The organism is Cedecea neteri (genome assembly GCF_000757825.1).
In the GTDB taxonomy this organism is placed as follows: domain Bacteria; phylum Pseudomonadota; class Gammaproteobacteria; order Enterobacterales; family Enterobacteriaceae; genus Cedecea; species Cedecea selenatireducens.
Map to the genome: position 1 here is coordinate 1,216,300 of NZ_CP009451.1, position 20,656 is coordinate 1,236,955.

At 59.3% G+C, this 20,656-nt stretch carries 21 protein-coding genes; 12 read left to right on the forward strand and 9 right to left on the reverse strand.

The features are described from left to right. Positions 1–6: 6 nt before the first annotated feature. Positions 7–405, reverse strand: coding sequence for a CesT family type III secretion system chaperone (locus tag JT31_RS05450; protein ID WP_038474279.1), 399 nt, complete (start codon positions 403–405; stop codon positions 7–9). A 2-nt stretch (positions 406–407) separates the two neighbouring features. Continuing rightward, positions 408–1,751 (reverse strand): hypothetical protein, encoded by a 1,344-nt coding sequence (locus tag JT31_RS05455; protein WP_038474281.1) that lies wholly within the window; start codon positions 1,749–1,751, stop codon positions 408–410. A gap of 275 nt (positions 1,752–2,026) precedes the next feature. Here JT31_RS05455 and JT31_RS05460 point away from each other — a divergent pair, with 275 nt between their 5' ends. After that, entirely contained in the window at positions 2,027–2,659 is a 633-nt protein-coding gene (locus tag JT31_RS05460; RefSeq protein WP_038482821.1) for a response regulator transcription factor, read from the forward strand. Here JT31_RS05460 and JT31_RS05465 read toward each other — a convergent pair. Both JT31_RS05465 and JT31_RS05470 read right to left on the reverse strand, forming a co-directional pair. After that, positions 2,637–4,112, reverse strand: coding sequence for a PAS domain-containing sensor histidine kinase (locus JT31_RS05465; protein ID WP_038474283.1), 1,476 nt, complete (start codon positions 4,110–4,112; stop codon positions 2,637–2,639). The genes JT31_RS05460 and JT31_RS05465 overlap by 23 nt on opposite strands. A 45-nt stretch (positions 4,113–4,157) precedes the next feature. After that, positions 4,158–4,751, reverse strand: a complete 594-nt coding sequence (locus JT31_RS05470) for an RNA polymerase sigma factor (RefSeq protein ID WP_038474286.1) — start codon at positions 4,749–4,751, stop codon at positions 4,158–4,160. Between the two features lie 264 nt (positions 4,752–5,015). On the opposite strand from JT31_RS05470, the gene sctW reads away from it, so the two are divergent. Genes sctW through sctU form a run of 11 tightly spaced genes read left to right on the forward strand, consistent with a single transcriptional unit; the run spans position 5,016 to position 15,607 of the window. Then, complete coding sequence (gene sctW / locus JT31_RS05475) at positions 5,016–6,191, forward strand: type III secretion system gatekeeper subunit SctW (protein ID WP_038474289.1); 1,176 nt, start codon at positions 5,016–5,018, stop codon at positions 6,189–6,191. A gap of 27 nt (positions 6,192–6,218) precedes the next feature. Beyond that, complete coding sequence (gene sctV, locus JT31_RS05480; protein WP_038474292.1) at positions 6,219–8,315, forward strand: type III secretion system export apparatus subunit SctV; 2,097 nt, start codon at positions 6,219–6,221, stop codon at positions 8,313–8,315. A gap of 11 nt (positions 8,316–8,326) precedes the next feature. Then, positions 8,327–9,274, forward strand: a complete 948-nt coding sequence (locus tag JT31_RS05485; RefSeq protein WP_038474295.1) for an FHA domain-containing protein — start codon at positions 8,327–8,329, stop codon at positions 9,272–9,274. Further along, on the forward strand, positions 9,268–10,635 hold the full coding sequence (sctN, locus tag JT31_RS05490) for a type III secretion system ATPase SctN (protein WP_419177769.1): 1,368 nt from the start codon (positions 9,268–9,270) through the stop codon (positions 10,633–10,635). The genes JT31_RS05485 and sctN overlap by 7 nt, the downstream gene beginning before the upstream one ends. Next, a complete protein-coding gene (locus JT31_RS05495) occupies positions 10,619–11,086 on the forward strand; it encodes a hypothetical protein (protein ID WP_038474301.1) in 468 nt (155 codons plus the stop codon). Before sctN ends, JT31_RS05495 begins: the two co-directional genes overlap by 17 nt. Then, complete coding sequence (locus tag JT31_RS05500) at positions 11,083–11,706, forward strand: type III secretion system HrpP C-terminal domain-containing protein (RefSeq protein WP_038474304.1); 624 nt, start codon at positions 11,083–11,085, stop codon at positions 11,704–11,706. Before JT31_RS05495 ends, JT31_RS05500 begins: the two co-directional genes overlap by 4 nt. Beyond that, on the forward strand, positions 11,703–12,755 hold the full coding sequence (locus tag JT31_RS05505; protein WP_038474307.1) for a FliM/FliN family flagellar motor switch protein: 1,053 nt from the start codon (positions 11,703–11,705) through the stop codon (positions 12,753–12,755). Before JT31_RS05500 ends, JT31_RS05505 begins: the two co-directional genes overlap by 4 nt. After that, positions 12,755–13,420, forward strand: a complete 666-nt coding sequence (sctR, locus tag JT31_RS05510; protein ID WP_038474309.1) for a type III secretion system export apparatus subunit SctR — start codon at positions 12,755–12,757, stop codon at positions 13,418–13,420. Before JT31_RS05505 ends, sctR begins: the two co-directional genes overlap by 1 nt. Positions 13,421–13,427: 7 nt before the next feature. Next, positions 13,428–13,694, forward strand: coding sequence for a type III secretion system export apparatus subunit SctS (gene sctS / locus JT31_RS05515; protein WP_038474312.1), 267 nt, complete (start codon positions 13,428–13,430; stop codon positions 13,692–13,694). After that, entirely contained in the window at positions 13,691–14,500 is an 810-nt protein-coding gene (gene sctT / locus JT31_RS05520; RefSeq protein ID WP_052048973.1) for a type III secretion system export apparatus subunit SctT, read from the forward strand. Before sctS ends, sctT begins: the two co-directional genes overlap by 4 nt. A gap of 24 nt (positions 14,501–14,524) precedes the next feature. Next, the gene (gene sctU / locus JT31_RS05525) at positions 14,525–15,607 is read left to right on the forward strand and encodes a type III secretion system export apparatus subunit SctU (RefSeq protein WP_038474315.1); all 1,083 of its coding nucleotides are present in this window, start codon (positions 14,525–14,527) and stop codon (positions 15,605–15,607) included. A 577-nt stretch (positions 15,608–16,184) separates the two neighbouring features. Here the strand turns inward: sctU and JT31_RS05530 are convergent. The 5 genes from JT31_RS05530 to sctL form a co-directional block, all read right to left on the reverse strand. Continuing rightward, a complete protein-coding gene (locus tag JT31_RS05530; RefSeq protein ID WP_038474318.1) occupies positions 16,185–17,135 on the reverse strand; it encodes a type III secretion protein in 951 nt (316 codons plus the stop codon). 180 nt (positions 17,136–17,315) lie between these two features. Beyond that, positions 17,316–17,501: an HrpT family type III secretion system protein gene (gene hrpT, locus JT31_RS05535; RefSeq protein ID WP_038474321.1), complete on the reverse strand. Its 186-nt coding sequence runs from the start codon at positions 17,499–17,501 to the stop codon at positions 17,316–17,318. A gap of 9 nt (positions 17,502–17,510) precedes the next feature. Then, entirely contained in the window at positions 17,511–19,580 is a 2,070-nt protein-coding gene (gene sctC, locus JT31_RS05540; protein WP_038482827.1) for a type III secretion system outer membrane ring subunit SctC, read from the reverse strand. Positions 19,581–19,716: 136 nt separating this feature from the next. Beyond that, the gene (locus JT31_RS05545) at positions 19,717–19,947 is read right to left on the reverse strand and encodes a hypothetical protein (RefSeq protein ID WP_008460979.1); all 231 of its coding nucleotides are present in this window, start codon (positions 19,945–19,947) and stop codon (positions 19,717–19,719) included. Positions 19,948–20,033: 86 nt separating this feature from the next. Beyond that, positions 20,034–20,654: a type III secretion system stator protein SctL gene (gene sctL, locus JT31_RS05550; protein ID WP_038474324.1), complete on the reverse strand. Its 621-nt coding sequence runs from the start codon at positions 20,652–20,654 to the stop codon at positions 20,034–20,036. Positions 20,655–20,656: the final 2 nt, after the last annotated feature.

The window sequence follows — 20,656 nt, forward strand, 5'->3', positions numbered from 1 at the left end:
TGATTTTTATACGAGCCAGGCGGCCAGCTTTTCGGCCTGCAGGGCAAAGCGGTTAAACAGCCGCTTTAACACTTCCGGCTCGAGCTGGTGAAACGGCAGGCTGCTCCACTGCACGACCTGCTGTTGTTCAGGCAGCAGCCCGGTGAGCACCGGCGGGTAATCCATTCCCAGCAGGTTTGCCTGCAGCAGCACCGAGAGGGTTTCGGTGTCGCTCAGCCGGGTTGGCCGCACGGGCAAAATACAACTCAGCAGCAGGTGCCCCACCGGGGACTCGCTGATCTCCAGCGTTAAGCCCTCGGCAAGCTCTATGGAATAGCCTTCGGCGTTCTCCAGCTCGGCTTTTTGGCCGAGATCATCGGTCAGCAGCGGCTGCAAAATTTGCGCTAGTTTTGAAGGTGCGGGCATCGTTAGTTACCTAAAATTCGCCGGAAAGCGGCGGTCACGGAGTTAGAACGAGGCCGCGTTCGGGCCGGGGCTGGCGCGGCGCCGTAAACGTCGGGTGGAATCACCGGCGGCTCGCGGTAGACCGGTCGGCTATTCATGCCGTGCACAGGCGCGTGGGCATGCATCGGCGGCGGTCCGTAGCTGTAAACCGGTGCCGCAGCGGGTGGCGGCCCGTAATGAAAAGCAGGCCCGGAGGCCGGAAGCGGGATGGTGCTGTACATATTTCCCGGTGCCGGTGGCGGCGGTGCGTAAATCGGCATTGGTGCCGGACGAACATCGATGGAGTTTGCCCGCCGACGAGGCGCTGCGGGCGGTACCGCATTTGATGCCGTTCGTGGGCGGCGGCCGCGAGAGGATGATTCTGCGGCAAAGGACTCCGTGCGCTGACGAGGACGATCGTTACTGCTGAACGTCGGGGCCGGGGCCCCACGCTGCTGCGCCTCAGCGGCAGCCTGAGGCCCGCTCATACGGGAACGTAGCTGCCCCGCGGACAACGACTGGTCAAAATGCTGCACCACGCCACGGCTGTCGCTGCCGTCATACTGAATACCCAGGTTGTTGGAGGCGTGGCGCTGCACGTATCCCGGCCCGGCGGCCACTGAGTCACGCAGCTGTTCCGGACTGAGCTTCGCAAGTTTTGGCGCTGCCTTACGGAACGCTTTATCCACCTCGGCCTGCGTCGCTTTCTCTCCGCGCAGCAGCTTCTCGCGGACATCATCGTCCCTGTAGCCGGGTTGGTAGGTATGCAGTACGTGGAAACTATCGCCGAATTTAGCGTCCTCCAGCCGCATGGCGCGGCCAAACTCCGGCCAGGGATCGGACACAATGGACTTCCCGTCTACGCGCGGATCGCCAATGATCACAAAGGCATGGTCTACGTCACGGTTATGCACCACGGAAACCGGCTGTTTGACGCGGGAGTTAGCCAGCAGCAGCGCATTCACTGCCGCCATTTCACCGCAGTTGCCCGCACGAAACTTAGAAGCCTCCCAGGCTCGCACGGTGTAGTCCCCATTGCCCGTTCCCTTCTGCGCCAGCAGCGTTCGCTTATAGGATTCACCCATCGTGGCGCGAACATGGTTCTTTTGGTTGCCCGACCCCATGTCCAGAATGCGCCAGGTATCATCTATCGCTTTATTGGCGTAATAGAGCGCATCCGCCCGGCGCGACGACACCTTCACGGTGCAGTCGAAGTGCTGAGGATTGTTAGGCTCCAGCGCGATGCGCATGGATACCCGTCGGTTTGAGTTACCGCTTATCAGGCCAGGATCGACCCGCAAGCTGGTATCAACGCTGTTCAACGGCATGAAATCTCCCCACTTTAGTTGTTGAGTCAAAAGGTTAAGTGGGAAGAGCGGCGCGCTGGTTCCTGAGCGCAGCAAAATCGTTGCGCCATCGCGCCCGGCACGGGACGCGTGGGCAACTTGTAACAAGCTGCAACCTTTATCGCCCCCGGCAGAGCTAGATTCGCCGCGGCGAGGCTGCTATGTTCATTTATCACGCGTCTTTGCAATTTGTGCGCGATAATTATTTTTATAAAAAAGAACAATTTAATAACTATAAATTATGGATGACAGACGGTATGGCAATCAGACTCCTCCTCGCGGACGATCACATTTTGATGCGCGAGGGCCTGAAACAAATTTTTTCACTGGATAAGAAAATTAAAGTGGTGGCGGAAGCCGGCTGTGGCAAAACGGTGCTCTCGCTGCTGACGGAAATTGATGTTGATGTGCTGCTGCTGGATCTCTCCATGCCCGGCGAGTCCGGGCCGGAACTGGTGCAGCAAATCACCCGGCTGTGGCCGATGCTGCCGGTGCTGGTATTAAGCATGCACAACGAGCCGCAAATCGCCCAGATGGTCCTCGCCAGCGGTGCCCACGGCTTCATTACTAAAGATCAGGCCCCGCAAACGCTGCTGCACGCCATCCATCGCGTGGCCGCCCGCCAGCGCTATATCGACCCTTCGCTGGCGGAAGCCATCGTCTTTTCTACCCAGGAAAACGACCAGCTTCGCCGCTACGCCACGCTATCCCAGCGCGAAAAGCAGATCCTCCGTCTGCTGAGCAGCGGCGAAAATGTCAACGGCATAGCGGAGACGCTGAGCATCAGCAACAAAACGGTCAGCACCCATAAAACCCGCATGATGGAAAAAATGCAGTTCGACAACAACGCCGACATCATCAAGTTTGCTATTCGTTATCATAAACTTTAGCCGCGCCCGGCTGGGTATAAGGGATCTCGATATGCACGCAGCTCCCTTTACCCGGCGTGCTGTGGATGTTAAACGTCCAGCCCTTCATCATGCAGCGTTCCCGCATGCTCAGCAGCCCAAATGCCCCCTCGGACACCAGGCCCGGATCAAACCCCTGGCCGTCATCATTGATGCAAATAAGCACGACGTTGCCCCGGGTCAGCACCTTCACCTCCACTTCCCGCGCTTTCGCATGCCGCTGAACGTTGGTGAGCGACTCCTGCACTACGCGGAAAATCGCCGTCACCTCATCGTCACACAGCGACACCGGCAGCGGCTGAATGGTCAACGTACAGACCCCGGAGCGAAGCTTATTGAACTGGTCCCGCAGCCAGATAAGCGCGGGCTTCAGCCCCATATTCAGCACCGCCGGGCGCAGCTGGGTGGCAATGTCACGCACCACTTTAATGGTGCCATCCACCAGCTGAGTCAAAGGTTCGACTTCATGCTGGAGCGCGGGATGGTTCTGCCCCAGCAGGGAGATCCCTACCCGCAGTGAGGTAAGATGCTGCCCCAGCTCATCGTGAATTTCTCGCGCCATATGCTTGCGTTCGTTTTCGACGCTGCTTTGCATCTTCTGGGTCATCTGCCTCAGCTGTTCGTGGGTCTGGCGCACCTGCTGTTCGGCAAAATATTGCCGGGAGGCCGGACGAGCGATCACCAGCACGGATTTCAGCGTCTGCTGCGGCGTGAACTCAGGAATAAAACGCGCCTGATAAATCCTCCCTATCCGTGAGTCGGAGCGCACGCCATGCAGCACGGCCTCCAGCTGAATGTGCTTGCGCAGCACCAGCTGCAGCGACCAGTTGATCTGCTCCATCAGGGTCGAGTCGCCGATGAGCGAATTCATTTTCAGGCCGATAGCCGCCGCGCTCCTGGGCATACACTGCAGCGCCGTTTCGTTGGCATAGAGCAGCCTTTGCTCGCTGTCCACGCGCAAAATAGCATCGGGCACGTTATCCAGAATGTCGCGAAGTTCGTTTTCTCGGTCGTAGTAAAAACGATGAATGTCGTTGCGGTAGCGGGTATCGCACACCACCATCATCACCCAGTTCTGCCCCTGGAACGCAAAGCGACTCGGGCAAACTTCCACCGGAATCACCAGATCGGGCGAGGCGTGAAAGCGGGCGTTGATTTTATCGCCGTACAGCGAATGCTCCGGCTGCTCCAGCTGCTGCTCCACCACCGCGAGCAGCGGCAGATCGCCGTAGCCCCGCAGGCGGGTGAAAATATTTTCGCCTGAAAGACGCCCTTCATTTGCCGGCAGGCAAACGCTGAGCGCCTTATGGTTGGCAAAAACAATAGTGAAATCCCTGTCAACGATGAAAACCAGCTCGCGCATACTGTTGAAAGCGGCGCCCAGCAAATCCGGAGAGTCATTGGGCCGTGGATGCGGCCCGCCGTCTTGTTTCATAGGGTATTATTCTTCTCGTTCAGGGGATAACGAAGCGAACGTGGCTCAGTTCAGGCTATCCCACCCCAGATCCTGTTTTAAGGACTGCCGGAGACGGGAAAGACGTGAGCGAACGGTGCCGATCGGAATGGTCATCCGGTCGGCCGCTTCCTGGTAACTGATGTCATTATCGACGATCAGTTGTAATAATTGTTGATAATCTTCAGGGAGTTGCGAAATTCTCTGCAACACTTTCGCCAGGATATCCTTACCCTCTGTCACCCCTTCTGGCTGCTCCGAATGCAGCAGCGTCCCGAGCACGTCGTCATTTAGCTCATCGTGCAGGTAGCTCACTTTGACGGATTTGTAGTGGTTCTTCACCAGGTTTACCGCAATCCCAAACATCCAGGTTTCCGGGCGCGATGAGCCGCAAAACTTGTGCTTATTGCGAATCACCTCATACCAGGTGTTCTGCACCAGATCTTCTATATCGGCAAAGTTTGCCACGCGTTTACGAATAAAATTATACAGACGCTGCTCGTTGTCGCGCATTACTCGCTCCCAGTTAACCACCGGAAACTCGCCCTGCACAACGTTGGGCTCAAAAGTCGGCTGCACTTGCGGAAAGACCTGTGATTCGAAATCAAACATGGCTGACATGGTGAACACCTTTTTAGTGAATAGATTCAGGAGTTCGTCCTATAGCAAGCGCCATGCCAGCGAAATAAACCAACATAACAATATGATTTTATTAATTTAAAATTTTAAACTCGGAATAATATGAGTAAAAACACACACAGCCTGAAAGCCGGTTTGTGCAACTTCTTACACAGCCCTCGAGAGCGGAAATTATTTTATTTGCGGGGGAACCTCCCCAGGCCTTAACCCACACACAGACAGGCGAATCGGGTAAGGCACAACGCAATGAACATGAGAATCCCCCAGCACCATCACCACCATAATCTGCGTCTTGAAACCGAACAGGCGGACGCGCTGGTCGATGAGCTAATCAGCGACACGAACAGTGATAAAAGCGCGGCGAGCAGTTCATCGTCAGCCACTCGCGCTGCGCCCGCGCCTCAGCGGCCCGGTGCGGCGCAAGAGTCGATGGCGTCAGCCTTTGCAGAAAGCATCGAGCAGAAAATCAAACATGAGGAGCAGCGCACGCAGGGTACCCAGCAGCGCCGCGTCTCGGTGGCGGCCATCAAGGTTACCCACCTTGTGGAGCTGGGCCGCCTGCTGGAAAGCCCGTCCGGGAAAGACCAGGCCGGGCAGGAATCCGCGTTTGAACGGCTGCTGTCAGGCTCGGAAGGGAAAAATCCCACTCTTGAGGACCTGCTGGAACAGGCCAACAACGACCCGGCTTCGGCATTTGTCACCCTCAGCCTGATGGCGATGCGCCTGCGTAACGGCAGCAACCCTGCGCTGGCGGCGCACGTCGAACGCATGCTGGCCGAGCTCCAGCAGCAGCACCCGGAAAAAATTAACGCGGGGGTGAACACCGCCCCGGCGATTGCCGCCTTTAGCAGCGACCCAGGGCAGAAGCGCGAAATGCGCAAGCTTTACTACAGCGGCGTGATCAACCAGCAGTCCGCCGACAACATCATGGACGTGCTGCTGGACAAGTTTGGCGTCGACGGCTTCGTGCCTGCGCTGCGAACGTTGCAGCGTGCGCTTTCGGATGATATCGCCGCCCTGGCCCCGTCAGCGCCACCAACGGCCCTGCGCCGCCTGCTTTCCGGGCTGAACGATACCCGCGCCATTACCCACACGCTGTCGGAAGTCGCGCAGTTCCTCGACCGCCTGAAGAGCAAGTACTCCCACGTCACGATGGGCGCCGACGTGATGACCCGCTCTTTGCTCAGCATGTGCCGCAACGGCTTCTACTCGCGCGACCTGACCCAGCTCGGACTGCAGGTTGTGGGCGAAAAACCGCTGCAGCAATCGCTCTTTTTCAACGGACTGCTGACGCTGCTTCAGGCGCTGCCGGAAAAAATCTGGGGCGGCAACGATGATACCCGCCACAACGCTCTGCTCCTGCTGCGCACCCTGAACGGCGAATACGCCGCGTGGGAAAAACGCAGCCAGCTGGCGCAGTAAACGGACTTCATCAGGATTGAAAAGACAATGAACACGCTGTTTAACCTTCTCAACCGCCTGGCGATTACCGCCATGCAACGCTCCGAAGTGGTGGGGGCTTTCATCGCGCTGGCGGTGGTGTTCATGCTGATCATCCCGCTGCCGCTGGGGCTGATTGACGTACTGATCGCGGTCAACATCAGCGTCTCGTGCCTGCTCATCATGACGGCGATGTACCTGCCCAAGCCGCTGGCATTCACCACCTTCCCGGCGGTGCTGCTGCTGACCACCATGTTCCGCCTCGGGCTGTCGATTTCCACCACGCGCCAAATCCTGCTGCAGCAAAACGCCGGGCACATCGTTACCGCCTTCGGCAACTTTGTGGTCGGTGGCAACCTGGCGGTCGGCCTGGTGGTGTTCCTGATCCTGACGGTGGTGAACTTCCTCGTGATCACCAAAGGCTCAGAGCGTATCGCCGAGGTGGCTGCCCGCTTTACCCTCGACGCCATGCCGGGCAAGCAGATGTCCATCGACAGCGACCTGCGGGCCGGGCTGATTAACGTTCAGCAGGCAAAGAGCAAGCGCGAGGATCTGGCGAAAGAGAGCCAGCTGTTCGGGGCGATGGACGGCGCCATGAAGTTCGTTAAAGGCGACGCCATAGCCGGCATCGTCATCCTCAGCATCAACATGGTCGGCGGCTTCTGCATTGGCGTGCTGCAGCTGGGCATGGCCGCCGGCGACGCCGCCAACGTTTACTCAATTCTGACCATCGGCGACGGCCTGATTGACCAGATCCCGGCGATGCTTATCTCCCTGACCGCCGGGATGATGATCACCCGCGTGTCGGCAAACGAGGACATCCCGGACAACAACATTGGCCGCGAGATAAGCGACCAGCTCACCAACCAGCCTAAAGCCTGGATAATGTCCGCCATCGGCATGTTCTGCTTCAGCCTGCTGCCTGGGATGCCGACGCTGGTGTTCATCGTGCTGGGGGTCATTGCCCTGAGTTCGGGGCTGTTCCAGCTATGGCGAGCCAGGCGCGCGGCGGCCACCAGCACCGGCGGTGAAATTGTCGCCCCGGAAGCCAACGGCGAAGAGGATATTCGTACCTTCAACCCCAGCCGCCTGTTTGTGCTCAGCTTCTCGTCTGCCCGCGCCGGTGACCCGGCGGCGATGGCGCTTATCGAGGATATACGCCGCCTGCGCAACCGTATTGTGAACCAGTACGGCTTCACCCTGCCGGTGTTTAACATCGATTTTTCGCCGTACCAGCCCGACGATGAATTCCGTTTTCTGGTCTACGAAGTGCCTAAAGTGATTGGCACTTTTACGCCCAATAAGCGAGCGCTGGACTACCGCCTGCTGGCGCAGGAGGAAACCGGCACCGAGCTCAGCACCGAAACCTACCCGCAGGAAAAAGGCTGGGCGTGGCTGGAGGAAAACGACCCGCTGCTGGATAAATTCCAGATGGAATCCTGGAGTTCGCACCAGCTGCTGTTGGCCCGCATGGAAGAAGCCCTGTTTGCCAGCGGCCCGCGTTTCATCGGCCTGCAGGAAACCCGCGCCATTATCTCGTGGCTGGAGATGGACCTGCCGGAGCTGGCGCAGGAGTTCCAGCGCATCTTCCCGATAACCCGCCTGAGCGCGGTGCTACAGCGGCTGGTGGCCGAGCGTATTTCGCTGCGTTCGGTGCGCAGCATCACCGAATCGCTGATTGTTCACGGCCAGCACGAGCGGGATGTGGGCCTGCTGGTCGACCAGGTACGAATCGATATTAAAGAACACATCTGCCACCAGTACAGCCACGGCGGCGGGATGCAGGTGTGGTTACTGACGCCGGAAACCGAAGAGATCCTGCGCGACAGCCTGCGCCAGACGCAGAACGAAACCTTCTTTGCCCTCAGCCAGGACAAACACGCCCTGCTGCTCGAGCAGCTGCGGGAAGTGTTCCCGTTGTTCCAACGGCAAACCAGCGTGCTGCTGTCTGCCCAGGACTTACGCAGCCCGCTGCGCCTGCTTATCCAGGACGAATTCCATCACGTCCCGGTGCTGTCCTTCGCCGAGCTGCAGTTTAACCTGCCGGTCAACGTGCTGGGACGCATTGATATTCACGAGAACGCGCTTGACGCCTTCACTGCCTAAAGGGTGCTGCCATGTATGAGCTGAGAGTATTAAACGGATTACATGAAGGCGCGGCGCTGCCGTTAAGCGGCGAACGCTGGCAACTGGGCAACTCGGCCGACAGCGATTTGCAGCTCAACGATGGCGGTATCAAGGCCAGCCACGCCCTGCTTAGCCGCAGCGCCGAAGGCTGGATGCTCACGCCGATGGACGGCACGGTTTGCCATCGCCACGGCGAACGCCTGAGCGAACAGCAGCTGTGGCAGCCGGGCGAAATCTTCGCCGTCGGGGGCGTTTGGCTGACGCTTGCCGCCGCCGACGAAGAATGGGATAACCGCCCGCCGCCACCGCCGGTGCCGGTAGCCAGCCAGAGCGAAACGGCCTCCGCTGCGCGTGAGCCAATCGGGGGCACACCAAGCAAACCGGCGCCAGCCGTGCGCCGCTCGCTGCTGGCAAAAATTCTGCCGCGCTGGGCGCAAATCTTCACCCTGTCCAGCCTGATGCTGCTGACCTTCACCATCTTCAGCTGGGTGCTGCAGCCCGGTATCGCCCAGCAAAACAGCGACGAAGAGCCGCAAATCAAACCGGCGATCGCCGACAGTAATGAACTGCGCAGCCTGGTGGAACAGGATCTGCGAGAGCGAGAGCTTTACAACAAAGTGCAGCTCGCCAGCACGCCGCAGGGCATTACGCTCACCGGTGAGCTGCAGGAAAACCAGCTGCCGATTGTCAGCCGCATGGTGGACAGCATCCGCAGCGATTATCAGCTGAAAATAGCGCTCAATAACCAGACCAAAGTGCGCGAGGCCGTACTGCCCTTCCACATCGTGCAAATAACCGCCGGGCCACACGCCAATATCGTGACCGAAGACGGGCAGCGCCTGTTTGTCGGCGACGAAAGAAACGGCCTGCGCCTGACCGGCATTACCGCCGACAGCGTGCAGTTTGGCGGCAAAGAAAACATCGCGGTGAAGTGGTAATGGGGCGCTATCAGACCGACCTCGACGGCTGGTTTGCAGCGCGCCACCGCGCCCTGAGCCAGCTTTCCGCCGTCAGCGCTCACGGCCGCATCACCGGCATCAGCGGCATTCTGCTCGAAAGCAGCCTGCCCCAGGCCCGCATCGGCGATCTATGCCTTATTAGCCGCAGCGGCGGCACCGAAGTGATGGCCGAGGTTGTCGGCTTTAATCCGCGCCACACGTTGCTTTCCGCCCTGGGGCCGCTGGACGGCATTGCCCAGGGTGCGCGGGTCACGCCGTTGTTTCAGCCCCACTCGATTAGCGTGTCGGACAGCTTATTTGGCAGCGTGCTGGACGGATTTGGCCGCGCCATTGACGAAGACAGCCTCTCCGCGTTTGCTTTAGCCAGCGAGACGCCGGACGCCCGTGGCGTGCTCGGCGATGCTCCTCCGCCCACGGACAGGCCGCGCATTGATACACCTCTGCCAACCGGCATCCGCGCCATTGACGGCGTCCTGACGATTGGCGTGGGCCAGCGCGTGGGCGTTTTTGCGGGAGCAGGCTGCGGCAAAACCACCCTGCTCGCCGAGATGGCGCGCAACACGCCGTGCGATGCCATCGTGTTCGGCCTGATTGGCGAACGTGGCCGCGAGCTACGAGAATTTTTGGATCACGAACTGGATGCCGAACTGCGCTCCCGCACCGTGCTGGTTTGCTCCACCTCCGACCGCAGCAGCATGGAGCGTGCCCGCGCCGCATTTACCGCCACGGCCATTGCCGAAGCTTTCCGTAACAAAGGCAAAAACGTGCTGCTGATTATCGACTCGCTGACGCGTTTTGCTCGCGCCCAGCGTGAAATCGGCCTGGCGCTCGGCGAACCGCCTGGACGTGGCGGGCTGCCACCGTCGGTGTATACCCTGCTGCCGGGGCTGCTTGAACGCGCCGGGAAAACGTCGCGTGGCTCGATCACCGCCCTTTATTCGGTGCTGATTGAGCAGGACTCGATGAACGATCCCGTGGCCGATGAAGTCCGCTCGCTGATCGACGGCCACATCGTCTTAACCCGCCGCCTGGCGGAGCGCGGCCACTATCCCGCCGTCGACGTGCTGGCAAGCCTGAGCCGGACCATGAGCAACGTGGTGCCGCGGGAACACATTGCCGAAGCCAGCACGCTGCGCCAGATGATGTCGGCTTATCAACAGGTCGAAATGCTCATCCGCCTCGGCGAATACCAGCCGGGCAACGACCCGATGACCGACGCCGCCGTGCAGTCTCAGTCGGCGATTAACGCGTTTTTGCGCCAGGCGAACCACGCCCCAAGCGACTTTATGGCTACCCGTCAGCAGCTGCAGGAGGCGATCGCCTGTGCGCCGTCATATTGATGCCGAAACTCCGCTCTCTCCTGACCCGCAGCAGGTCGCTCTGGAGCAGGTTCTGAATACCCTGCTGCCCATTCGCCGCCGTCGGTTACGCCACTGCGAACGCGAGCAGCGCCAGCATGAACAGCACCTCCGGCGCGGCCAGCAGGCCGTCGAACTGGGCGAACAGCAGCTGGCAGAGCAGAAAATCGGCTATTTGCAGCTGCGCAATGATTTCGTGCCGCAGCACGCAGGCGTCACCCAGCCGCTGAACGACCTGCGGGAAACGCTGGACGTCGAAAAAACAACCCGCGCGGGCGTTATCCAACAAATTCAACGCACGCAGCAGCTGCAAGAAGAAGTGCAGCAGCAGCAGGCGCGCCTGAACGACGCGCAGCTGGCCGTGCAGCGCTGCCAGCGGGACATTGAAAAAATGGAGTATTTGCTCAACCAAAATCAGGGGAACGCCTTATGATCCATCACGCGCTAAAAACCGCCCATCCGCAGCCAAGGCTCTGGCAACAATCTCATCCTGCGCCGCAGCCGCGTCACCAGCCTGATAACGCTCTGCAGGCACCCGCGCCGCGCGCGCCGCAGACGCCGACGAATAACGCGCCCACCCTGCCGCAGATGCCCGCTCGCAGCACGCCTGCTTTTAGCCGGGCCAGCGACCGCCAGAAACTGTCGCGGGATGAAAAAGAGTTTAGCGACCTGTTGTCTAAGGACGAGCCTGCGCCGCTGATGCCGGTACTTGCGTTGAACCTGTTCGACGGTTCGCTGGGCGGCACCGAACAGCCGCAGCAGGCCAGTGAATCACCGGCTTCCGCCCTGCAGGCCATGCTTGAATCGCACCTGGTACAGGGCATTGAACAGCAGGAAAGCCTGCCCGCCCGGTTCAGCCTGCTGCTGCCGGATTTGGGCGAGGTCGTGGCCCAGGTGACCCCGACCAGCGGCGATGAGCTGGATATTGCACTCGGCTTTTCGGCTCATGCCTGGGACAAGGTTCGCGGCTTTGAACAGGACGGACAGGGCTCGCTCAGCGGCCGTATGGGGAAAAAAGTTCGCCTGCGCTTTAAGCGCCGGGAGGCGGTATGAAACGGCTAACGCTTGCCGCTCAGTCACCGGATGAAGCCCGGCTGCGGCGCTGGATTGGCTCCGGCTGGCGGCTGCCGTTTTCCCTTGAGGGCGTGCCGGGTGAGCTTCGCCTGCTGCCGTCATCAAAGGCTGAGCAAACGGCGGCGCAGGCTGAAACTTTTCACTGTGCGGCAGGTGCATTGATATTTAGTGACCCGCTGCCTGTGCTGAGGCTGATGGCCGACTGCCCGGCGCTGCCCGGCGTTTCCACCGAAGATAATACCTGGTACTGGCGCTATTTCAGCCAGCAGCTCAGCCCTCAGCTGGCCGGGCTATTTGAATTTATGCAGCCTGCCGATGCGCAGGAAAAACCCGACATTACGCTACGCCTTGAGGTCAGCCTCGGCGAAGAAAGTGCCGGCACGCGGCTGTCCCTCTCCTGGGCCACGCTACACCAGTTCACGCAGTTTGCGGGCTGGCAGCGGCGAAGCGTGCCGCTTAACCCACAACTCCCCCTCCAGCTGCCGCTGACCGTCGGCAAACTCCAGCTTTCGACAGGCTTCGCCCGCTCTCTGGCCGTCGGAGATTTGCTGCTGCCGACGGAAGTCTTTTTCTCGCCAGAAGGACTCGGCGTGATGCCGCTGGCGCGGCGACAATTTCAGGTTCAGCTGGAACTGGCGAGCGAAACGACTCACAGAGATTTACTACACATTACGTATAGCGAGGAGCTAACCATGACTTACCCGAACGTCCCCCTGGAGTACCACGAGCAGCAGGACGGCGAAGAAGTGGTACCCAGCGGGGAATGGCAAACAACACGGGGGAGTTTCGACGATTTGTCGCTGGATTTGACCATCCGCTGCGGCAATTTGCAGCTGACGCTCGGCGAGCTGCAGCAGCTGGATGCGGGCTCGACGGTATTGGTGCAGCACGTTACGCCGGGCGAGGCGCTGTTGTGTCACGGTAACAGCCTGTTGGCCAAGGGCGAGCTGGTGGATGTTAACGGCACGCTCGGTTTCCAGGTGACCCGCATGCTTCGCCAGGCAGGTTCGTCCCTGGAACCCGTCTGATGGCCGAGAATATCAGCTCATTCAATCCGCTGGCGCTGGCCATCCTGCTGGGGGCCATTTCACTGCTGCCCCTGCTGCTGATGATAACCACCAGCTTTCTCAAGATTTCGATGGTGCTGATGCTGACGCGTAACGCCATCGGGGTGCAGCAAACGCCGCCCAACATGGCGCTCTACGGCATCGCGCTCGCCGCCACGCTGTTCGTGATGGCCCCGGTATTTGACGGGATGCAAACCCGCTTTAAGGAAAAGCCCCTCGACACCACCAGCGCCGAGCGTTTAGAGAACAGCCTGCAGTACGGCATCAAGCCGCTGACCGACTTTATGCTGCGCAACAGCGATCCGGATCTGGAAACGCACCTGATGGAAAACAGCCAGCGCATGTGGCCTAAAGATCTGTCGGAAAAGGTTGTGCACCAGCGCGACAACCTGCTGATCCTGATCCCTTCTTTCGTACTCTCAGAGCTGCAAAACGGCTTCAAAATCGCCTTTTTAATCTTCATTCCCTTCCTGGTAGTGGACCTGATTGTCTCCAACGTGCTGCTGGCGCTCGGGATGCAAATGGTGTCACCGATGACCATCTCTTTGCCGCTCAAAATCCTGCTGTTTGTCATGGTGAGCGGCTGGACGCGCCTGCTGGATGGCCTGTTCTACAGCTATATGTGAGGACGTTATGGACATGATCTACATGTTTAAGCAGGCGGTACTGATGGTGGTGGTGCTCTCCGCGCCGCCGCTGGTTGTCGCCGTGCTGGTGGGCATCGTGGTCTCTTTGCTGCAGGCGGTGTTCCAGCTCCAGGATCAGACCCTGCCCTTCGCCATCAAGCTGGTCGCGGTTGGCACCACGCTAGCCCTGAGCGGCCGCTGGATTGGCCTGCAAATGGTTGAGCTGGCGCAATCCGCCTTTACCATGATGGCCGCCTCCGGAACCCTGCGATGATTGCCGCCGAGCTGACGCCTGTCTTCAACGGCATGCTGGCACTCGGGCTGGCGATAGCCCGCATTTATCCCTGCGTTCTGCTGACGCCGCTGTTCGCGTTCTCCGCCCTGAAAGGCATGATCCGCACGGCGATTGTCGTGCCGCTGGCGCTCTTCGTGACGCCCACCATCGTTCCAATGCTAACCCACGCGCCGCATACGCCGTGGGGCATTGTCGCCATGATGCTCAAAGAAGTCGTATTGGGCATTTTTCTCGGCTACCTGCTGGCGCTCCCCTTCTGGCTGATTGAGTCGGTTGGCGTGCTGTTTGATAACCAGCGCGGGGCGCTTAGCGGCGGCCAGCTTAACCCGGCGTTGGGCGCCGACGAAACGCCGCTCGGCTATATGCTTTTACAGTGGTCGATGATGGTGCTTATCGTCAACTTTGGCCTGTCCCTCGCCACCCAGGTTATCTGGGACAGCTATCGGCTGTGGCCGGTAGACAGCTGGCTGCCAGACTTCCGCGAGCAGGGTTTCCTGGTATTCCTCGCCCAGGTGAAGCAGATGTTTGTCGACACTATTCTGTACGCGGGCCCGCTGGTGCTGCTGCTGCTGTTTCTCGACTTTGCCGTGGGCGTACTCAGCATCTACAGCCCACAGCTGCAGGCCACGGTGCTGACCGTGCCGCTAAAATGCATCGCCGGGCTGCTGTTCTTCATCTTTTATCTGCCCACGCTCGAGTATTTTGCCGGCCATCAGTTCAGCACCCTGCGCGACATGATCCCCCATCTGGCGGATATTCTTCCTGCCCGTCAAACCACCTGGTAACGCCGCTTCGGAGGGTGCCAAACCGTGAGTGAAAAAACAGAGAAGGCCAGCCCCCACAAGCTGCAGGAAGCCCGTAAAAAAGGCCAGGTCAGCCAGAGCCAGGACATTCCCAAGCTGCTGATCATGTTTGGCGTGCTGCAGCTTATTTTTTCGATGATGGAAGCCAGCATGGCGAAGCTGCAGTCGCTGATGATCCTGCCGCTGCAGCGCCTGAGCAGCCCGTTCAGCCAGGCCTTAGGGGAAGTTGGCGGCGCGGCGCTGCTGACCGTTGGGGTGTTTTTTATGATGACGGTGGGCACCGTTATCCTGTTGCGCATCGCCGCGGGCTGGATCCAGTTTGGCCCGCTGTTTGCCATCGCCGCGCTGGCCCCGAAGCTCGAGGCGCTAAACCCGCTGAATAAATTCAAAGAGATGTTTTCGGTGAAGCAGTTTATTCAGATCCTCAACAGCCTGCTGAAGGCCATCACCCTTTCAGTGGTGTTCTGGCTGCTGATCAAGCCTCGCCTGTCGCAAATGGCCAATCTGTCAGGCGGCACGCTGGACGGCTTCTGGCACGCGGGCGTGGCGATGCTGGAAACCCTCGCCCACACCATCGTTGGCGTCATGCTGGTGTTTTCGGTGGCCGACTTCGCGCTGCAGAAATACTTCTTCCTCAAGCAGAACCGCATGAGCCACGAGGACGTGAAAAACGAATATAAGCAAATGGAAGGCGACCCGCACACCAAAGGCCACCGCAAGCACGTGGCCCACGAAATTCTCAACGCGCCGGCGAAAAAGGTCACCCCGCAGGAGATGGAAAAAGCCGACGTTCTGCTGGTAAACCCGACGCACTTCGCCGTGGGTCTGCGCTATCTCCCGGACGAAACGCCGCTGCCGGTGCTGCTGTTTAAAGCCCAGGACGAAGACGCCAAAGCGCTGATCAAACTGGCCCACGCCGCCAAAATTCCGGTGGTGCGCTACGTCTGGCTCACCCGTAATCTTTACCGCACCACCGAAGAAGGGGCCTATATTCCGCGCGACACGCTAAAAGCGGTGGCCGCCATCTATCGCCTGCTGCGCAAGCTCGAAGGCCGCCTGAAGGGTGAGACGATTGAGTTTGAGGAGTAATGGGGCGATCGCCTGTCGGCGAATACCCACGATTATGCCAGGCCCGGCTAAGGTTCCGTTCACTTCCAGCCTCGTTTCATATGTCACCCCGAACCGGTGAACGTCCAGCTTTTCCCCCATCAACAACGTCGCTTCTGGTTTTTACCCTCACCCTAACCCTCTCCCTGGAAGGGAGAGGGAATAAACAATGTTTCACGTTGGCTGTTTTCCCCCTCTCCCTCTGGGAGAGGGTCGGGGTGAGGGTCGAATTGTTCCCGGCTCTCATCGCCCCCGGTTATGACCCAACTCAGGCGGGGTTGAGCTCGCCGGGCGCCGGGGCTGTCCGGGGGATGGCGTTATCCCCTGGACACGTTCACTACGCTCGGTGACAGCATATGAGCTTGTACTTAAGGTGAACGGAACTCCACCTATCTCGGCATAATCAGACGGGAATAAGACAAAAAAAGACCGGCCTCCACGCAATTAACGCAGAAAACCGGTCAAACAGAGGGCGAAGAAGAGTCTGGCGAAAGGACGTGTGGCGCCGTTAATCTGCGCACACGTCAAAAAGAACATCTGTGGACTACAGCACAATCACTCAGGCAAGCGCGGCGGAAGCCAGGTTCAGCAGCGCGCCGTGATGGTGCTTCATGGCATCTTTGATGATGTTGCCGTTAAACAGCTGCGCATCGGCGTTCACCAGCAGGCTGGAAGAACCGTTGCCCGGCGCCGTTGCGGAGCCCGGAATTGAGCCGCCCACCATAGAAGTTTTCAGATCGTTTTTTGCCGACTGGAAGGCTTTCAGCGAGTCGCCGCTCAGCGGTTTGCTGTTTTTCAGCGCATCTTCCCAGCTGGATGGGCCTTTACCGATGTGAACCAGGCCCGGCATACCGGCACCGGCGCTCTGCGGCTTGCCGTAGATTTCCGGGTGCTGGTCCATAAATTTACCGATTTCAGCACGGGTTTCTTTAGAGCCGCCGTCCACTTTACCGCCGCCGCCCAGCATGGCGCTCAGGCCGCTGGTGTCGGATTTCACGTCATCCAGCGCCTGCAGGCCCATTTTGCTGCCTAACTGGCTGCCCATGCTGTTACCGAGCTGGTTAAAGCTATTGGCGCTGTTGGCGCTGGTGGTAGACAGCGGCAGCTGGACCAGGCCAATGCCGGTAGATGGTGACTGCAGGCCGTTGCTCATGCCGCTATTGAACGCGTTCATGTTGCCTGCGCCCGCCTGGCTGTTGAACGGGCTGTTCTGGGCGTTCACGCCCATCTGCTGGAGCACCTGCTGGAGCATCTGCTGCATGTTGCTCGCCGCCAGCGTATTCCCCATGCTCGCCCCACCCTGACTCTGCGGAGACATAAAGGTGTTGTTGTTATTGTTACCGTTCATGCCGCCGGAGAACAGCAGGTTGGTCAGTTTGGATGCAATGTCGTTTACCATCTGGTCGCCCACGTTCTTCAGCAGGTTCGCAGCCATACCTTCAGGGGTAGCATTCAGCGCCATCTGCGGTAATGCAGTGGCCAGATTCAGCATATTTCCAATCGTACTCATTAGATTACCTCAACATGACTTCGGGGTTGATACAGGCGACCAGCCCTGCTGGTTCGCAGTATAAAGACGCCTGTTAAGTGAAAAGAAACCGGCTTCGGTTCCACAAAACTGCATAACATCAGGAAAAAAATGATTTTTTTAAACGGACAGGCGTGAAGGCATCCACGCCTGCTGTCGTACTCAGCGCACCGGCATCTGCGTGTAGTCCTGCACGCCGTTACGCATGTCGCCCGGCCACCAGATGGTCAGGTGGTGGCTGTCCGACAGCGGCCGACACGCCACGCTGTCGCAGCCGTTGTCATTGCGGGTGGCGCAGCCGCTCAGGACAAACGCCAGCGCCACCAGTAACAAAATGGAAGGTTTCATAATCACTCCTTAGCGAAGGACGGGGCGCGGCGGCAGTAAATAGCTGCGCGATCTCGATGAGTTAACCGGCAGCGAAGATGAGGTCGTCAGCAGCGACTGGCGGCTACGGCGCCCTTCTCCCCGCGTGCGGTAGGCGATGTAAACTTCTGCCGACTGGCCCGGAGCAAGGTTTCCACCCGGCCACGCGGCCACCGCCAGCACGTCGTCGTCGCGGCAGTTGGACTCGTCAAAGCGCTGCGGCTTACCGCTGATATTGCGGATAAGCCCCACGCTTATCTGTACCGAAGAATTGCTGTACCACTGGCTGTGGGAGCTGTCGGATGAGAGCCCTGGCCCTACGTTACACAGTTGACCAATCCCCACGCCTTCGCCGCCCGCCTGGAAACCGGTGGGTACTTTATCTTCCGCAAGATCACGCATGGCGTTTTCGATATCACCTTTCATCGAGCTGTAGCGCTGGCGGAGCTGCACTTCGTTCATCGCCGAAGAGAGCTGCTGGCGATCCTGCTCGTCGATGTAGCGCGTCGGGTCTACCTGGTCGCCCACCAGATGAGGCGTAATGATGAACAGGCGCTCACGCTGGGAGGTTTCATGGCTGGTGTAGGAGAAGAATTTCCCCAGGTAAGGGATATCGCCCAGCAGCGGAATACGGTGGTCGGTGTCGCCGGTTTCACGGGAATGGAAGCCGCCCATCACCAGCGAACCGTTCTGCTGTACCAGCGCCTGAGTGCTGACCGTGGCGCGCTTAGCCCCGGTTGCCACCCCGTCATCGTTGACCTGCACCTTGCCGTCTTCCACATCCACCACCAGCTGCACCGTGCTGGTTGGCCCGTTGCCGATGGCGCGGGGAACAACCTGCAGGCTGGTTCCGGCGGTGACGGGCTCAATGGTCGCCACGCGCTCGCCGGTGGCGGTAATAAAGGCGGTGTCGCTCATGTCGATCACCGCCGGCTGGTTCTCCAGCGTCAGGATAGAAGGGTTCGCCACGATGGAGGCATTGCCCTCGCCTTCCATCGCCTGAATCTGGGCAAAGAAACGGCTGTAGTCGGTCACAAACAGCGTGCCCGCCCCTTGCAGCATTGAAGAACCGGCGGTGATATTGCCGAACGTGCCGCTGAGATTGCTGGAGAATTTCGAAAACGCGTGGCGATCGACATCAATAATCATGGCGTCGATCTCCACCAATTTTTGCGGGACGTCGATCTGTGAGATCAGCGCCTGATACTGATCACGGCGCTTAGGATCGTCCCTGACCAGCAGGGCGTTGTTGCGCACGTCGGCGGAAACCAGCGGGTTCATTTCGCCGTCGTCATCGCCGCCCGCGCCGCGAAGTCGGCTGTCCTGGCCCTGAATCAGCCCGGAGAGAATATTGTCCGACTGTTCCTGGAATGACTTATTCAGCGTTTCACGGGAAGAGCCTTCACCGCCGGGGACGATCCCCTGCGAAGAGCGGGTGCTTTTCTTGCCCAATAATTCGTTGAGGATGCTGGCCACGCCGGGCACCAGCAGCGTTTTCTCGCGGTATTTGATTTCGCGATCGGCGACCGAAGCGTACTTAAGCGGGAACGCCATCATCTCTTTGTTCTGCTTTTTGTCTTTGTCTTTGGCGCTAAAGTCCGCCACCAGCGCGACGTACTCCGGCGGGCCGGTGACAATCACCACGCCATCGTCCGGCAGCTCGCCATAGCCGAACTTGTCTTCCAGAAGGCCGACGTCTCGCAGCGCCTGTTTGAGATCCGGCGCGGCATCTGCCGAAACGGTGATACGTTTTGAGGTTTCTGCCGACTGCGGGCTGACGAACAGCGAGCCGTTGTAAACGAACCACTGGAAGCGGTACTGCAACGCGAGGCGGTCAAGGAAGGCCACGCCGCTGTCGGAACGCAGGCGTCCGTCCACCACGCTGTCGGGTACATCTCCTAAACGCAGATTCACGCCGTGGCTGCTGGCGAAATCCTGCAAGACGGTGCGCAGCGGCGTGCCCTGGGCAGAGTAAGCGTAGGCACCATTTTGCCAGTCGGCAGGCGTTTGAGCGCTGACGGCTGCGTTATAGCAACCAGCGGTAGCGGCCAGGGCAAACATGGCTGAGCGAAGTAAACGTGCGGGCTGATTCAACGACTCATTCTCCTGTAATCGACGGCACAAAGCGGTAGCCGTCAGGGATACAAACTGCGTTAAACAACGGCTTACGGATACAAATAAGCCGTTGACGGCATAACTAGTTGATAGAGTCGATAATCTCCTTGCTCAGGCTATGCTTGAGCGACCCCAGCTGGCTGTCGGTAAAGGTAGCCGCCGCTTCTTTCATCAGGGCGTTTTTAAATTCCACCATGTCGCCCATGCTCGGCGCGGGCTGTCCGAGGGTGCTCTGCGCCAGTTCGGCAACCGAGTGGTGCAGACGAGACAGCTGGCTGTCGAGATTGCGCTGAATATCAAAGGAATTGCTCATACGTTTCTCCTCGCGTTGAAATCGCATGATAAGTGGCGGTAGAACAGCGGAGGTTCCCGCCGCGGGAAAATTAACTTTGCGGCGGCTTAATTAGCGAGGCGCAGCAAATGCTGCTGAAGCGAAGCCCAACTGATGCTGAATTCGCCCTGCGCGGTTTGCAGCAGCAGAGTTTCTGCCGCCAGCGTATCGTCCACGCAGCGTGCCCAGCCATGCTGGGGATGCGAGGCCAGCCAGCCTGCCAGCGGCGCTTCATATTGTGAGGGGTGATAAAGGGTCACGTCCGTGGCGCGGGCGCTTGCGCCCTGAAGCTGGGTCAGCAGCGCCGTCAGCTTTTGCTGCTCGCTCAGGCCGCCAAACAGTTGCTCAAATGCCGCGCCGATCAACGTCTGAGCCTGGCTGACAACCCCGGCGCTTTGCGTGTCCCGTTCAGCCTGCCATTCGCTAAAAAAGTTTTCAGCCCGCTGCCAGAAGTCACGTTCTGCTTCTTCAACGCGGGCGATAACCAGCCGTCCGGCCTCTTGCTGAGCTTCAGCGATTATCCCCTCCGCCTGCTGCCGGGCTTCCACCAGTAAGTCTTCGCTTCTCAGGGTTGCCAGCGCCACCAGACTCTGCGCCTGCTGCTGCTCCAGCAAAACAGACTGCGGGAGCAGAACGCCTTCGATGACCTGCGCGTCATCCTCTAAGGCAACTTTACGGCCAATCCACATGC

What these genes read in the sequence shown, in the direction of transcription:
- sctT (WP_052048973.1), top strand. Translation starts at nt 13,691, where the DNA reads ATGATTGCCGCCGAGCTGACGCCTGTCTTCAACGGCATGCTGGCACTC.
- JT31_RS05545 (WP_008460979.1), bottom strand. Translation starts at nt 19,947, where the DNA reads ATGAGCAATTCCTTTGATATTCAGCGCAATCTCGACAGCCAGCTGTCT.
- JT31_RS05505 (WP_038474307.1), top strand. Translation starts at nt 11,703, where the DNA reads ATGAAACGGCTAACGCTTGCCGCTCAGTCACCGGATGAAGCCCGGCTG.
- JT31_RS05450 (WP_038474279.1), bottom strand. Translation starts at nt 405, where the DNA reads ATGCCCGCACCTTCAAAACTAGCGCAAATTTTGCAGCCGCTGCTGACC.
- JT31_RS05500 (WP_038474304.1), top strand. Translation starts at nt 11,083, where the DNA reads ATGATCCATCACGCGCTAAAAACCGCCCATCCGCAGCCAAGGCTCTGG.
- sctW (WP_038474289.1), top strand. Translation starts at nt 5,016, where the DNA reads ATGAACATGAGAATCCCCCAGCACCATCACCACCATAATCTGCGTCTT.
- hrpT (WP_038474321.1), bottom strand. Translation starts at nt 17,501, where the DNA reads ATGAAACCTTCCATTTTGTTACTGGTGGCGCTGGCGTTTGTCCTGAGC.
- JT31_RS05460 (WP_038482821.1), top strand. Translation starts at nt 2,027, where the DNA reads ATGGCAATCAGACTCCTCCTCGCGGACGATCACATTTTGATGCGCGAG.
- JT31_RS05485 (WP_038474295.1), top strand. Translation starts at nt 8,327, where the DNA reads ATGTATGAGCTGAGAGTATTAAACGGATTACATGAAGGCGCGGCGCTG.
- JT31_RS05465 (WP_038474283.1), bottom strand. Translation starts at nt 4,112, where the DNA reads ATGAAACAAGACGGCGGGCCGCATCCACGGCCCAATGACTCTCCGGAT.
- sctR (WP_038474309.1), top strand. Translation starts at nt 12,755, where the DNA reads ATGGCCGAGAATATCAGCTCATTCAATCCGCTGGCGCTGGCCATCCTG.
- sctS (WP_038474312.1), top strand. Translation starts at nt 13,428, where the DNA reads ATGGACATGATCTACATGTTTAAGCAGGCGGTACTGATGGTGGTGGTG.
- sctC (WP_038482827.1), bottom strand. Translation starts at nt 19,580, where the DNA reads ATGTTTGCCCTGGCCGCTACCGCTGGTTGCTATAACGCAGCCGTCAGC.
- JT31_RS05470 (WP_038474286.1), bottom strand. Translation starts at nt 4,751, where the DNA reads ATGTCAGCCATGTTTGATTTCGAATCACAGGTCTTTCCGCAAGTGCAG.
- JT31_RS05455 (WP_038474281.1), bottom strand. Translation starts at nt 1,751, where the DNA reads ATGCCGTTGAACAGCGTTGATACCAGCTTGCGGGTCGATCCTGGCCTG.
- sctL (WP_038474324.1), bottom strand. Translation starts at nt 20,654, where the DNA reads ATGTGGATTGGCCGTAAAGTTGCCTTAGAGGATGACGCGCAGGTCATC.
- sctV (WP_038474292.1), top strand. Translation starts at nt 6,219, where the DNA reads ATGAACACGCTGTTTAACCTTCTCAACCGCCTGGCGATTACCGCCATG.
- JT31_RS05530 (WP_038474318.1), bottom strand. Translation starts at nt 17,135, where the DNA reads ATGAGTACGATTGGAAATATGCTGAATCTGGCCACTGCATTACCGCAG.